At 55.5% G+C, this 13,476-nt stretch carries 15 protein-coding genes, 1 tRNA gene and 1 pseudogene; 6 read left to right on the forward strand and 11 right to left on the reverse strand.

The genetic code is table 11. The annotated features are described in order from the left end of the window. Positions 1-207: 207 nt before the first annotated feature. From ACMTNU_RS12310 to ACMTNU_RS12335, 6 genes are all read right to left on the reverse strand, one after another. Entirely contained in the window at positions 208-1,251 is a 1,044-nt protein-coding gene (locus tag ACMTNU_RS12310; protein ID WP_413935555.1) for an NAD(P)-dependent alcohol dehydrogenase, read from the reverse strand. A gap of 152 nt (positions 1,252-1,403) precedes the next feature. Further along, positions 1,404-1,742 (reverse strand): DNA gyrase inhibitor YacG, encoded by a 339-nt coding sequence (locus tag ACMTNU_RS12315; protein WP_413935556.1) that lies wholly within the window; start codon positions 1,740-1,742, stop codon positions 1,404-1,406. After that, the gene (locus ACMTNU_RS12320) at positions 1,639-1,974 is read right to left on the reverse strand and encodes a PilZ domain-containing protein (RefSeq protein WP_413935557.1); all 336 of its coding nucleotides are present in this window, start codon (positions 1,972-1,974) and stop codon (positions 1,639-1,641) included. The genes ACMTNU_RS12315 and ACMTNU_RS12320 overlap by 104 nt, the downstream gene beginning before the upstream one ends. Before the next feature lie 144 nt (positions 1,975-2,118). After that, positions 2,119-3,822, reverse strand: coding sequence for a glutamine--tRNA ligase/YqeY domain fusion protein (locus ACMTNU_RS12325; RefSeq protein ID WP_413935558.1), 1,704 nt, complete (start codon positions 3,820-3,822; stop codon positions 2,119-2,121). Between the two features lie 96 nt (positions 3,823-3,918). Beyond that, positions 3,919-4,344 (reverse strand): DUF6941 family protein, encoded by a 426-nt coding sequence (locus tag ACMTNU_RS12330; RefSeq protein WP_413935559.1) that lies wholly within the window; start codon positions 4,342-4,344, stop codon positions 3,919-3,921. Positions 4,345-4,412: 68 nt separating this feature from the next. Next, complete coding sequence (locus ACMTNU_RS12335) at positions 4,413-4,931, reverse strand: hypothetical protein (protein WP_413935560.1); 519 nt, start codon at positions 4,929-4,931, stop codon at positions 4,413-4,415. 258 nt (positions 4,932-5,189) lie between these two features. Between ACMTNU_RS12335 and ACMTNU_RS12340 the strand changes: the two genes are divergently transcribed. Next, positions 5,190-5,267 (forward strand) — tRNA-Glu (locus tag ACMTNU_RS12340). A 222-nt stretch (positions 5,268-5,489) separates the two neighbouring features. Here the strand turns inward: ACMTNU_RS12340 and ACMTNU_RS12345 are convergent. Next, positions 5,490-6,320: pseudogene (locus tag ACMTNU_RS12345) on the reverse strand (tyrosine-type recombinase/integrase); the annotation flags it as partial. On the opposite strand from ACMTNU_RS12345, the gene ACMTNU_RS12350 reads away from it, so the two are divergent. Continuing rightward, positions 6,288-6,419 (forward strand): hypothetical protein, encoded by a 132-nt coding sequence (locus ACMTNU_RS12350; protein WP_413935561.1) that lies wholly within the window; start codon positions 6,288-6,290, stop codon positions 6,417-6,419. The pseudogene ACMTNU_RS12345 and the gene ACMTNU_RS12350 overlap by 33 nt on opposite strands. 46 nt (positions 6,420-6,465) lie before the next feature. Here the strand turns inward: ACMTNU_RS12350 and ACMTNU_RS12355 are convergent, their stop codons facing one another. Together ACMTNU_RS12355 and ACMTNU_RS12360 are read right to left on the reverse strand one after the other, a co-directional pair. Continuing rightward, a complete protein-coding gene (locus ACMTNU_RS12355) occupies positions 6,466-6,777 on the reverse strand; it encodes a helix-turn-helix transcriptional regulator (RefSeq protein ID WP_413935563.1) in 312 nt (103 codons plus the stop codon). 610 nt (positions 6,778-7,387) lie between these two features. Beyond that, on the reverse strand, positions 7,388-7,594 hold the full coding sequence (locus ACMTNU_RS12360; protein WP_413935564.1) for a toxin-antitoxin system, antitoxin component, Xre family protein: 207 nt from the start codon (positions 7,592-7,594) through the stop codon (positions 7,388-7,390). 280 nt (positions 7,595-7,874) lie between these two features. On the opposite strand from ACMTNU_RS12360, the gene ACMTNU_RS12365 reads away from it, so the two are divergent. Both ACMTNU_RS12365 and ACMTNU_RS12370 read left to right on the forward strand, forming a co-directional pair. Continuing rightward, entirely contained in the window at positions 7,875-8,516 is a 642-nt protein-coding gene (locus tag ACMTNU_RS12365; RefSeq protein ID WP_413935565.1) for a hypothetical protein, read from the forward strand. Then, a complete protein-coding gene (locus tag ACMTNU_RS12370) occupies positions 8,513-8,716 on the forward strand; it encodes a hypothetical protein (protein ID WP_413935566.1) in 204 nt (67 codons plus the stop codon). Before ACMTNU_RS12365 ends, ACMTNU_RS12370 begins: the two co-directional genes overlap by 4 nt. A gap of 96 nt (positions 8,717-8,812) precedes the next feature. Here the strand turns inward: ACMTNU_RS12370 and ACMTNU_RS12375 are convergent, their stop codons facing one another. Beyond that, the gene (locus tag ACMTNU_RS12375) at positions 8,813-9,775 is read right to left on the reverse strand and encodes a GlxA family transcriptional regulator (RefSeq protein ID WP_413935567.1); all 963 of its coding nucleotides are present in this window, start codon (positions 9,773-9,775) and stop codon (positions 8,813-8,815) included. A gap of 104 nt (positions 9,776-9,879) precedes the next feature. On the opposite strand from ACMTNU_RS12375, the gene ACMTNU_RS12380 reads away from it, so the two are divergent. Next, on the forward strand, positions 9,880-10,182 hold the full coding sequence (locus ACMTNU_RS12380) for a putative quinol monooxygenase (RefSeq protein WP_173045355.1): 303 nt from the start codon (positions 9,880-9,882) through the stop codon (positions 10,180-10,182). Between the two features lie 48 nt (positions 10,183-10,230). Continuing rightward, positions 10,231-11,016 (forward strand): chlorite dismutase family protein, encoded by a 786-nt coding sequence (locus tag ACMTNU_RS12385; RefSeq protein ID WP_173045353.1) that lies wholly within the window; start codon positions 10,231-10,233, stop codon positions 11,014-11,016. 506 nt (positions 11,017-11,522) lie between these two features. Here ACMTNU_RS12385 and ACMTNU_RS12390 read toward each other — a convergent pair. Next, positions 11,523-12,731 (reverse strand): hypothetical protein, encoded by a 1,209-nt coding sequence (locus ACMTNU_RS12390; RefSeq protein ID WP_413935568.1) that lies wholly within the window; start codon positions 12,729-12,731, stop codon positions 11,523-11,525. Positions 12,732-13,476: the final 745 nt, after the last annotated feature.

A 13,476-nucleotide genomic window follows, 5' to 3' on the forward strand; every position in this document is an offset into this window, starting at 1 on the left:
AGGACGCCGGCCTTTGGAGCCGGCTACCTAGGTTCGATTCCTAGTCCCCCAGCCACTTTCCGCCAGGATGGTGAAAAGAGCTCGCCAGCTTCGTTCTCACTGGCTCGGAGATTCGACGTACGGCGCAACATACGCCTCACCTGCTTACTCGCTGTGGCCTTGCTGGACGGAGCTTTTGAACGTCCTGTGACTTGAGAAGAACCAAGATCAACGTAGCGACGCCATGTCGATGACGAATCGAAATTTCACATCGCCCCGGAGGATCCGTTCGTAGGCGTCATTCACCTGTTGGATGGAAATCACTTCCACGTCGGACTCGACCTGGTGTTGGGCACAGAAATCGAGCATGCGCTGTGTTTCTTTGATGCCGCCGATCAGAGAACCGGCCAGGCGTCGTCGTTTGAAAATGAGCGAAAAGGCTTCGACAGGGGTCGGGGTTTCCGGTGCCCCGACGAGGATCATGGTCCCGTCGGTTTTAAGCAGGTTCAGGTAGGCGTTGTAATTGTGTGGGGCCGAAACCGTATCGAGGACGTAGTGGAAATACCCCTGGAGTTTCGTAAACGTCTGAGGGTCCGACGTCACTGCAAAGTGTGCTGCCCCTAGCCGCTTTGCATCCTGCCGTTTATTCTCCGAGGTGCTCAACACCGTCACTTCCGTTCCCATGGCTTTGGCGATTTTCACCGCCATGTGGCCAAGCCCGCCAAGGCCGACGACGGCCAGTTTATGATAGCGACCGATGCCCCATTGCCGGAGGGGAGAGTAGGTGGTGATACCCGCACAGAGCAAGGGGGCTGCTCCGGCCAACGAAAGCGTTGCTGGAATCCGGAGGACATACCGTTCATCCACGACGATCTGGGCTGAGTAACCGCCTTGAGTGATCTGGCCTGTCTTGTCTTGCGCACTGTAGGTCCAGAGGGTACCGCCGTCGCAGTATTGTTCTAGCCCTTCTCGGCAGGCCGTACAGGTTCGGCAGGAATCCACGAAACATCCGACACCGGCTCGATCGCCGGCTTTGAAGGTTTTCACTGCCGCCCCGACTTGTGCGACGGTTCCAACGATCTCATGGCCGGGTACCATCGGGAAGAGGGAGATGCCCCATTCGTTACGGGCTTGGTGGATATCGGAATGACAGATGCCGCAATGCGAGATCGTAATCAAGAGGTCGTGTGGACCGACATCGCGCCGTTCAAATGAATACGGCTGGAGCGGTCCCTTTGCGGCCATCGCGGCATAGCCTTTGGTCGGGAGCATGACGGTCCTCCTTCGCACGGGAGAAATAGTTGTCAGACCTTAGCAAGTTCACCGTGATTCTGCCAAGGGCAAAAAGTGGGGATTTGGGTGGTGCAGTTGGCGGGTTCTGCCAAGTGGGACCGGTCTCAACGTGCTCAGGCTCAAACGATCGACTAGGGGATGTCTGCATCGCCTTGACTGTTAATGGGTCGCTCCATCGTCAAGGTCTGGCCTGGAATACGGTATTGTTCCATGGCCCATGTGCCCAGATCAGTCACCTGGCAACGTTTTGAGCAAAAGGGACGCCAAGGATTTCCTTCCCACGTTGTTGATTGCTGACACAGGGGGCAGGTCATGGGGTGGAGTGTAACGACGATGGCGGAGAAAGGAAAGTCTTTGCTGAACGCCTCAGTGGTGTGGCGAGGATCGGAGGCTGGCGACATGGAGCAGCCGCTGCAATCGGCTTCGATCGAGGTCGGTGAGGCGTAGGAACTCGATACCGAACTCGCCATGGCGCGCCCATCGAACTGCGCCAGACTGGATGGTGATCGGGACAGCCAATTCCGTGGCCTGGATCAACAGCTTGACACCGGTTCCAGGTGCCATTGAGACGGCACTGGTCACGGCACAACCGCCTGGTGAGAGGTCGAAAGTGGTCCCTTGGCGGATATCCGGCTGGTCGGTCAGAGAAAAAATGACTTGGAGCTCAATGGGGATGCGGGGATGTTCTCGACATTCGATCATAGCGACTCTCAGGGAACCTCACGGCCGGTCACCGGATGCTCAACAATCCGTTTCTCAAGAAAGTATAGACCGCCCCGTTTGCGGTGGCACGCGTTGTGGGAAAATCCGCAAGGGCACGCGGTGGTCGTCAATCTGGAAGGACGATCACGTGGAGGTGTGCTGGGCTTTCGCAACCTTAGCCCATGCATCTTTGAGCGGCACGGTTCGGTTAAAGAGGAGTGTGTCGGGTGATGAGTCGGAGTCGACACAAAAGTATCCCTGCCGCTCGAACTGGAATCGGGAGCCGGGTTCGGCAGTGCGAAGGCTTGGCTCCACCCAGCAACCGGTTAGTCGTTCAAGAGATTGTGGGTTCAGGGACTGCGTCCAGTCCTGATCGGCTGCGGGCTTGGCCTGGTCGGTGAGTAACAGCGGCTGATAGAGTTGGATGGTTGCCTGGACGGCATGTACCGCCGATACCCAGTGAATAGTCGCCTTGACCTTACGCTGCTCCTGGGCTGACCCGCTTCTGGTCTCAGGGTCGTACGTGCAATGGAGCTCGGTAATCGTCCCGGTTTGCGGGTCCTTCGTTACGCCGACGCATTTGATAATGTACCCATAGCGCAGTCTGACCTCTCGACCTGGCGCAAGGCGATAGAACTGTTTGGGCGGGTTCTCCTTGAAATCCTCCTGCTCGATGTACAGGACTTTTGAGAAGGGCACCTTTCTGGTCCCTGCCGATGCGTCTTCCGGATTGTTCACGGCCTCAAGGTCCTCAACGACACCATCCGGATAGTTATCAAGCACCACTTTCAACGGGCGGAGCACCGCCATAACGCGCAGAGATCGCTTATTGAGGTCTTCCCGGATGAAGTGTTCAAGAAGCTGCATCTCGACGATCGCGTCACGCTTGGCGACACCGATATGCTCGCAAAAGGCCCGAATCGCCTCCGGAGTCACGCCTCGCCGACGGAGGCCTTTCAAGGTAGGAAGACGTGGGTCATCCCATCCGGCGACCAGTTTCTTCTCGACCAGTTCAAGTAGCTTGCGCTTACTCATGACGGTCGAGGTGAGGTTCAGCCTGGCGAATTCGATTTGCTGTGGCTGATGGGGTGCATCGGCTTCCGCGACCACCCAATCGTACAGCGGGCGGTGATCCTCAAACTCCAGGGTGCAGATGGAGTGTGTGATCCCTTCGATCGCATCGGACAACGGGTGAGCAAAATCATATGCGGGATAGATGCACCAGCTCGATCCGGTTCGATAGTGGATCGCATGGCGGATTCGGTAGAGGATCGGATCGCGGAGGTTGATGTTGGGCGACCCCATATCGATCTTGGCGCGTAAGACCTGGGTCCCGTCGGAAAACTCTCCGGCTCGCATGCGCGTAAATAATCCCAGATTCTCGTCGACGGATCGGGTGCGGTAGGGACTATCACGACCCGGTTCGGTGAGTGTCCCGCGGTAGTCTCGAATTTGATCAGGTGTCAAGCTGTCGACGTAGGCTTTCCCTTTCCGTATCAGAACAATCGCGAAGGCGTAGAGTTCCTCGAAGTAGTCCGAGGCGTAAAACATCTTGTCGTGCCAATCGAATCCCAACCATCGGACATCATCCTGGATCGCGTGTACATACTCGGGATCTTCGGTCGTGGGGTTCGTATCGTCGAATCGGAGATGACAGACTCCACCGGACATCTCGTTCGCCAGCCCGAAATTCAGGGCCATGGATTTGGCGTGACCGATATGGAGATAGCCATTGGGCTCGGGCGGAAATCTGGTGACGACCCGGCCCCCATGCTTGCCTGCGGCCCGGTCGGCGGCGACGAGATCGCGAATGAAATTCGAAGAAGATGAAGACTCTGGTGTGGTCATGGTGTTGGATCGATCCTGTCGGCCTCGGTCGCATGAAGGCCGCGTTCAGGGAGGAGTTCTATCACAGACAGGGCGATGAGAGGAATGGGGGAACGGCTAAGAGGCAGGTTCAGTCGCAGTGGGATCCGGTATCGACATGACGTTGAAATCCTTCTGGGCGATCAGCTGGCCTTCCATCAGGAGGCGGAATTCATAGCGGCCGGGTGCCGGAAGGATGAGAAGCGGGATATTGATGCCGAAATCAGAGATTTGGAGGCGGTCGCTGATTTCGATGTTGGGAAGATTGGCTCGACAGACCAGTTGTTCCGAGTTGAGATAGATCAAGTCGATATCAAAGTGATAGAGGCCTTCGGCGTCGGTGAGGCAGAAGTAGAGTCCCATATGCTGATGATGGAAAGGGAACGTAGCCGTCTGAAGATGAGTGAAGATTCCGATCAGGCTTTTCTTTTTGGTGAGGCTATCCTCAATGACTTGGTCGCAGACGAGAAACGCTTGCACGGACGGCTTGGGGATATCGGTCATCGTTCTATTCTAGAGAAAAGAGGAGGTGAGGGCAAAGCGGTTCTTGAACACCTAATCGATCAATCCTCTCAGCCGAGGATAGCGGGGCCGCCTCGCATGTCCAGGATCTCTCCAAAGAGCGTCGTGTGGGAGCCGATTCGACAATAGTGCGGCGTGATTTCCACCGGCATACCCTTGTGCGAGAACAGTTTCCCGCAGACGAGGTCCACTCTGTGCACGGACATCATGTGAACCTCGAGAGCCGGATCACCGGACCGCAGATCTGATAACTGAATCGCCGGCAGGGTTTGACCGTGAGACATCTCCACGGCAAATCGTCCGCGGTCATTCACCGTCAGAACGTTCCGGCGTAGGTGCGCAATGCGAATACCCTGCTCGCTGTAGAGATCGAGGGTGATGAGGAGTTGCCCGAGCTCCGGCTTGAGTTCAACGACGAGTTGTTCTTTCCCGTCAATCGTGACGACGCCGTTGGTGTTGCGGAAGATATTGGATCCGATGCGGAGTTCAAGTCGCGGCTTGGACAGCACTCCCATTGAGGGCGAACGGGAGAACGGATCGGTCCCGTGAACCGGTACCGACTCACCCATTTAGCAACCTCGAACCGCAACGACCATGGGTCGTGTGAAGCAGGTATAGAGCATAGGGAATAGCGTGGAAACACTCACCAGGCTAGGCGTTCTGCCCTGTTCTGTCAAGTTTGTCCGACGTAGAAATGGCAGGTATTATGGCCCCATGCAAACGGCCTACAGGGAAGATCCCAAAGGGCTCCCCTTCCGATGGGGCGGCGGTTCGTTGCAAAGAGAAAACCGCTTGTGCTACCGTCCACCTCTCAGACCGGTTCGGATGGTCCCATCGTCTAGCCTGGCCTAGGACGGAGCCCTCTCAAGGCTTAAACACGGGTTCGAATCCCGTTGGGACCACCAAACCTTCTCTTGCCGTTCCAATGAGTTAGCGACTTTCACGTGTTCTGCTGATTCGTCAATCGGACTTCCATAGGACAAACCATAGGACAAAAGGGCGTTGTGGAGCTGAGAAACGGCGGCGCGGAGCTGCTGATTCCAGCCATGTCCGCCATGCGAATACGCCGCAGTCATGGATTCACCGCCGAGTGAATCGTGTCCCATTCCCCGCAGTCGATGTCCAAGCAAAGCCGCTCGCACCTCCAGTGGAACGCCGAGATTCTGAAGCCACGTCGCGAAGGTATGACGGAGATCATGGAAGTGGAGGTCGACCACCTTCGCTTCTTTTGCTAAACGCTTCCAGAAGATGCTAAAGGCCGCAGGAGTCCATCGCCTGAAGATTCTCCCGTCCACATGGGCGATCGCCCCGCGTAGAGCCGCATAGGCGGCAGGATTGAGGGGAATTTCACGAGGTGTCTGCTTCAATCGGCTCCGAGCTGGTGGGAGGATCAACCACCATCCGTCATCTCGCTTCCGCATCCAGGTCCGATCGAGCTCTAAGATTTTGGCTTCCCGGAGTCCAGTGTTGAGCGCAACCGTGACGATACGCCAGAGTTCTGCTGGGTCATATTGATTGGCATGCATTACTTTGGCCTGGCGCTCCTCTGTTTTCAGCTTAATTGCCTTGAGTTCTTCTGTCGTGGCGACACGCTCGCGGGTGGCCACGTCAGGCAGTTCGACTCTTTTGAGTCGGTTCTTGTCTAGCTTGTCGAAGTCGACGGCCAGATTGAGAATCCGCATGAGGACGTTCCACTCCCGCCGAATCGTCCAGTGTGCCGCCTTCGCGGCAAGTCGAGCCGTGATATAGGCGAGACCATCTTCGGCTGTGAGAGAGTCCAGCGGACGATCACCAAAGCGGGGGAGTAGGTGAGTCTCTATGATCGATTCCGGCCGGGCTAAGTCAAACCGTTTTTTCACACGCATCGTTTGCCAGTACAGCGGCAGAAAGTCTGCGAAGGTAGGGGAGACATTCGGAGGAGCCACGTGCTGCTCGTTCTGCTGAATCTTGGCGATCATGGCGATCGCGGCTTCCTCGGCCTGCTCTTTGGTGAGGTTGTAGCCGAGCAAGGGCCGGTAGCGAAGGCCCTTCCATCGGAAGTACAGATCGAAGGCTAAGCCCTTCTTCGTCGGTCTCTTGTTGATGACATATGCCATATGTCTCTCAGCGATAGAGTGGGTTGCGATGGTAGACACCCGCGTTTCGAATGTCCAGAGCGTCACTCGCAGAGATATTAGGAACACTGATAGGGTCAATGTTCGAGTGTAAGGCCGACTGACTCGGGGAAACCGCAGGTGCCGCTACGGATTCACATTCAACACGCCCAGTTTTAAGCCACATCTCGAGCTCATCCTGATCGAACAACAGCGCCCGCGAGCCAGGGCGCCGATAACGGGGAATATCCTTCCGTTGGTACAGAGAAGATTTCGACATCCGGAGAAACTGTGCGGCTTCTTGAAGATTTAACGGTCTCATCCACAACTCTCTTGCACTTGGGAATCCCACCTCATGCGGTGTTCAATCTATCGGTCAATGGTCACCACGACCATCCCTTATATCCGAGAGACTTCGCAATGACCGGGAACTTCCGAGAGCACTTTTGTTCCGTCATACCATGTGCCTCAAACAAGAGATGCCGAACGAACATGGCCATGGCACGGTGGCACTTATGAGAGGGTTCAGAATTTTTGACCATACCGAAAAGGTAGGGGAGGCCGGGGGAGGGGCTTCGGCAGCCACGCCTCTGAGGCACCGCGTCCAGAGACGCCGTGCCATGTGAAGTCCAGCACCGTCGTGTCGCACGACGCGATTCGACCGTGCGGAGAGAACATCTGTCGTTCATTAAGAAGTGTGGCACGCCCGTGGCAACCGCGCCACCGCGGACGGTGTCACGCGTGCAGCCGTGCGTGGCCACCGATTCAGAAGATAGGTTGCGCCCCCGTCGTCGGTGAGGGGCGCAACACGAGGTTGAGAAGAGGTCAATCTGCAGGTCCGGTCTGTGAGGCTGTTCCTACACCGTACAGCTATTCAGCGAGAACGGAGAGGATCGATAAAGTGAAAGGGGACTCAGACCATATCCCCAACGTCAGAACCGGTCATAGTCGGCGTCAGCGGGATTGTCCCAGACCCGCGCGAAGGCGACGGTGGCGAGGTCGCCGGTGGCCTGAGTCAGAGCACGTTCTTCGGCCTGACGTCGGGCGAGACAATCCACGAAGTCTTCCACCTCGGCTAGCCATTCGGAAGGAAGATGCCGAAGTTTCCGTAAAATAGTCTGTTCCTGCGCCGTCGTCATCTGCGTCGCTCCCACTGTACATAAACCTACAGGTCCCAGTTCCAAAGATCAATTCTTCCGCCGTTGCACGCGCACCTGCCGAGTCAGTTCTTTGACGATCCCGTGAGTATTCCGTTTTGCACATATTGGACGGATTTTAAGAGGTTGGGAGCCTCGATCTCTTTCTTCTTTCCTCTCTTCTTATCTCTTTTTTAGATGTTGCAGGATATGGCTCTCGCCCGTAGTTGTCTTACATCTTTGGTTTGGTGTGTCCTCGCGCCCATGCTCTTTGGCCCTTCCGATGGCCGCCTCTGGACTCTTCCTCCGACGACCAGAATCAGATCAGGTCGGTGATGGGGGTGTCTCGATTTGGGTTGGTGTCGGTGAGCTGATGGGGCAGCGGGTGAAGCGGACGACCACGATCACGGTGGAGCTGGGCGAGCTGAAAGCACCCTGGCTTGCCTGGTGTCAGGCTCACGGCATCACGCCGAGTCATGCGTTGCGGAACGCCCTTCGGCAGACTATGGATCGGAGAGCCACCCCGGCCCCTACGCCTCGGAGTCGTGTCACCCCGAAGCGAGAACGGGCAACCGCCCGCATCGAACTGAACCTGACGCCCTCAGAGCTCGCCGCCCTGAAGCGGATGGCCGGTCACGAGGGCTATGTGCCGACCAAATGGGTGGTGGCGATGGTGCGCACCAAGTTGACCGGGCAGCCGCAGGTCGGACAGCCGGAATTGGAGACCTTGGCCCGGTCGAATCAGCAACTGCTGGCCTTGGGCAGGAACTTGAACCAGATTGCCAAAGTCTTGAATACCGCCCCTCAGAACCGGACCGCCTTTCGGGTTGAAGTCATCACCGAACTCTCCCGTGTGATCCAGGCTCATACGAAGAAGGTGTCCGATGTCTTACGCGGGACTGTGGAGCGCTGGCACCTCCAATGAGTTCGACAGGCAGCCAGATCGACCAGAAGCTCGATGAGTGGGGGAGTCGGCTCTTCAATGTCTCAACGGAAACTCTTCCGCGGCCGCGGTCCAGCAGGAGTGTTCGTCTTGCTTCCGCTAGGTTCGTGAGCACCGGCGGACGGCTCAGCACGGCACAGGCTTGTGCGACCTATGTGCGGCAGAAACTGCAGGTCACATAGTGCCTCAGCAAAGTGGATTGTCGCTCCGTCATTCTCTGCAAGTACCGTGTTTCGTAAGTGGTGAGTTATGAAACAACCTCCAATCTTGCACAACTACTAGACCCGTGCTCTCAGCTCACGTACGCCGCGTCCAATTTTCCGTTGGATGAGGGTTCGCAACGTGGCCCCGCTTGCATAGCCTACCCGGTCGGCAATCTGGTCCACACTATGGTTGCTGGTCTGTAGCAGATGGACGGCGCGCTCGACACGAAGATCCTGGAAGTAGGCAAGCGGAGATTTCCCGATCACGGCGTGCAGCCGACGCGTCAATGTTCGTGGACTTGTCCTCACGGCACGGGCGGCATCATGGAGCGAGAAGCCGTCACCCAAACGACGGCGGGCCCACCGTTCGAACCGCTCCACAAATGGATCTGCGTGAGCCAGGTGGTCAGGAATGGCGAAGGTCGCCTGCATTGGTCTCGGGTCAATTACAAGGTAACGGGCAGTCAGGGCCGCCAATGCGGGACTACGGTGGCGCACGAGCCACAATGCTAGATCGAGATGCGCCAGCGCGGCTCCGGCAGTGATGAAGGGTGACGAGTGGACAATCATACGCGACTCGTCCAGTACTACCTGGGGATACCGTTCACGAAAGAAAGGAGCCAGCCACCAGGAAGTCGTCGCATGATGGCCGTTGAGTAGGGAGGCCTCTGCAAGGATAAACGTGCCCGTGCAGGCAGCCCCAAGCATGGTGCCCCGCTGGAACCAGTGCCGCAGGAGGCTTTGTGCGTCCACGATCTCTCGTTGGTCAAGAAGGCGGGACAACGTATCGGGCATCTTCGCCCCCACGGCCGGCACCAGGGCGATATCGGGATGAGCCAGTCCCGTTGCTCGTCTTGCCGGGATCGACAGGCCGTGACTCGTGGTCACTCGGGATCGGACACCCACGATGGTGACATCGAAGCGCGTCGTCAATGCTTTCGAAGATGCTGCGAGTTCATTTGCCACGCTGAAGGTATCAAGAAGAGTCGATAAGCCAGTATCGAAGGTGTTCTGTAGTGCCAGGATGTAAATTCGCATGGCGAGAACTGTAGCATATTTGGCATTCTTGCCAATAGACCAATCCTTGGCTTACACGCTAGGATGCGCACAGCAATTAGTTAATCTCAGAAAGGATGGGAAACATGGTACGAGTGGCATTGCTAGTGCGGTTGGAGGCCAAGCCAGGCAAGGAAGCGGAGGTGGCTCGCTTTCTCGAAGGTGGCCTTGCCTTGGCAAATCAGGAAGCAGCCACACCGATTTGGTTTGCCCTAAAGTTAGGGCCAACCACATTTGGCATCTTCGATGCCTTTGCTGACGAGGCGGGGCGTAAAGCGCACCTGGCTGGGCAGATTGCGGCCGCCCTGATGGCGAAAGCTCCTGATCTGTTGGCTAAACCCCCACAAATCGAACAAGTCGATGTGCTCGCCGCGAAAATTTCACACTAAGCGGGACCGGTTCCGACAATGGGACAACCTTATGCCTAAGGAGAAGTGATGCGACAGCGATCTATCCTCGCCGTGATGGTTTTGACTTTCATGCTTTGTGCGCAAATAGCTGGTGCTGAAGCGGATCGGGAGAAGTTATTGAAGGAACCCGGGATCTATGCCACCTTCGCCGTCTTCAAGGTTGGGGACGAGTGGTGGAAACTGGATCGCGATGCCCGGACGAAAGCCGTGGCGGAGGCAAAAAGTGTGTTCCAGAAGTATTCAGAGCAAATGACCATCGATACGTACTTGCTGCGAGGATTATCTGAGAAAGCTGACTTTTTCCTGAGGATTCACTCCAAGGAAATGAGTCACAACCAGAATGTTCTGATCGACTTCATGGGCACGACGTTCGGGAAAGCGTTGAAGAACACCGACACGTTCAACGGAATTACAAAGGCGTTAAATTATGTCCCGAGTTTTCCTGAAGAGTTGAAGACTGAACTGAAAACTCCTCCACCTCCGAGCAGTCCGTATGTCCTGGTGGTTCCTATCCGCAAAGATGCTGAATGGTGGATGATGCCGCACGATCCGCGTGCCGCTTTGATGAAGGAGCATACGGATGCGACAGTGGCATATCTCAAAACCGTCAAGCGCAAGCTGTATCATTCCAGCGGGCTGGATGACCTGGACTTCATCACCTATTTTGAGACGGCAAAACTGGACGACTTCAACAATCTGGTGATCGGCTTATTGAAGGTGAAGGAGAATCGCCATAATAAGCGGTTTGGTGATCCGTTGTTGTTGGGGACGATCCGCTCCCTGGATGAAATCCTCGAAGTCTTTTCACGGTAAGGACGCACGGGAGGTGCCGTCGCTAGGCGACATGCCCCGACCGTGTTCTCATAGCACTGGTATGGCAACCCGCATGGGTACAGGGACACGGGGTTCCCTCTGTGCGGGCATTTAGGGATTTTGGCAGCACTGGCCTGACCGTAAACCCGATAGCATGCAAACAGAACAGGACAGTGGAAATATTTTGAGCCGAATGGCGGAAACGCTATCGGGAACGGAATATAAAAATTGAACTGTTCGACTAAGCTCCGTCCTTGAAAAAGGGCGGGGCTTTTTTATTGAGTGCTACTGCCACAGCTCGTCGAAGTCCCCTTCCAATCAACGCGGCATTCCGCTGTTTTGCAAGTGGTAAGTTCTGAAACACCTGCCTAAACAGGGTCGTTTGCTCAAAGGGAGGGTATGAACGGTAACCCTGAACAAACTCATTCGAAGCATCTAACGACAGGAGGCCATGGTGTGCTGTGAATATACGCGCAACTCATGACCAGAAACCGGTACGTGCTGCATCATGGAGATTTCCAAATCAGAACCCTGGGCACGTACGGTTCCGTCACGATGAGGTACTGTGAGGTCACGAAAACATTGGCTGGAAAGGATAGTCCAGTTTGTGTCGTGGCGACTGTATGTGATGTGAAATCGGGTTGACCGAGCACCACATCTGCGTTCTGGCCATTCGATGTTGGCCACGAGTTCCAGATCATCACCCGAGAGTTGTCTATGTCCGCGACAAATACTTGTGTTCCGTTCGAGGCAACCCCAATATAGCCATCTGAATCTGTATAGAGACTACTTTGGGTCGTGACGCCGGAGACTGCGGAAGTAAAGTCGGCCTGACCGAGCACGAGGTCGGCGTTGGCACCGTCTGTGGTTGGAAACGAATTGTAGAGAAGTGCTCTATTGTTTCCTGCATCTCCGATGATAATGCGTGTGTCGTTACTCCAGACCGTATAGGGAGTATTGAGCGCGGACTGAGAGGTGCTGGCCGTACTGGTCGTGAAATCTGGTTGGCCAATCACGCGAATGGCATTTGGTTTATTGGCCGTAATCGGCAGCGAGAAAATGGTGACGCGATTGCAGTCAGGGTCAGCCACATACAGATAATTCAATGTCGCAAATAGTCCCTGGGGAGACATGAACTCAGATTGCGAGCAGGTACTGACTCCAACCGAGCTCGGGTTCGGAGCTCCAAGCGAAAAGTCGGCCGAGGGCGTACTACTCGACGGGATCGTGTTAAACACTTGGATGCGGTGATTAGTTTTGTCGGAGACGAACAATTGTGTCCCATTATCGACGGCACTGTACGGGTTAGCCAGTTCAGTAGACGAGCTCGCCGGAGTGTTTGAGGTAAAATCAACTTGCCCAATAACAAGGTCAGCGGCCGCACCATTTACTATCGGAAACGAGTTGTATCCGACCACTCGTGTGTTATTTCCGTCCACTATCCAGAGTTTTCCGCTTGTCCCAATGGTCGCTTGACCAAGCTGGTCAAATCTCGATGAAGTGACCCCAGGTCCACCGGAAGTAAAATCAGGCTGTCCCAATACGAGGAACGCCGCTTGCCCGTTCGTGAACGTCAAGAGTCCGGCCGGATTGCTACCAGTACCGCCGCTTCCACTATTATTGGATGAAAGTAGTGATTGATCGTCGTTGTCGGGGCAGCCGGTCATCAGGCCGAGGGTGAACAGTGCGGCTGCTAGATTTGTCAGTGTGCGCATCGTGACCCTCCTCGTCCCGAAGAAGTTCTCCTGACCACTGCTGCTCAAGATTTTCCAACGTGATACGTGAGCCCAAGTCTGCCGAAGGCCTGGCTGATCGCTTGTGAATATATTCCGTCCCCGCACATCGAAGACAGTCCGTCACTGGTATCGCCAATCCTCATCGAGGCGGCTCTGGGACAAACTAAGAAGCAGGTCGCTAGGCAGTGTATGTCCCCCCACAGTCCGATGGTTCCCACAAAATGGTGTACAGGACATTCTGAATTCGCACGGCGACCTACATGGAGTTTGTGTTGAATTAGACCAAATGACCAGTAGCCAAGCGTGGTTATTTCTTAAAGTCTTATCGGATGCATACTCATAAATCTTTATAGCTGATCACAGCGAGGCAATTTGGTGGAAGCCCGGGTTTGCCGAGGCCTATTCGGATCTAGGTTTTCACGTGCTGAGTAGGGTGACTTCGATGGTGCTCTGGAGGATTCCAACACAGCGGCTCGCGTCAGACTTAAACATGCGGATATCTACAACGAGCGAGGCAATATTCTCGTACCCAAAAGCAACCGAGAAGCCGCGCAATCGTGTCCCAAAAGTAGTAAGTGGTGTCCCAATTCAAGGCTTGACATCGTGTATACCATTGTATGGTATTGCGTGATGACCAAGTTTGGTGTAAGCGGGTTTGATTAGGACGGCGGCAACCGGATGATATGCCAGAAGCACAGTGTTTCTTTCCTGAGATCGAGGTTCT

The organism is Nitrospira sp. BLG_1 (genome assembly GCF_047338595.1).
Classification (GTDB): Bacteria; Nitrospirota; Nitrospiria; order Nitrospirales; family Nitrospiraceae; genus Nitrospira_D.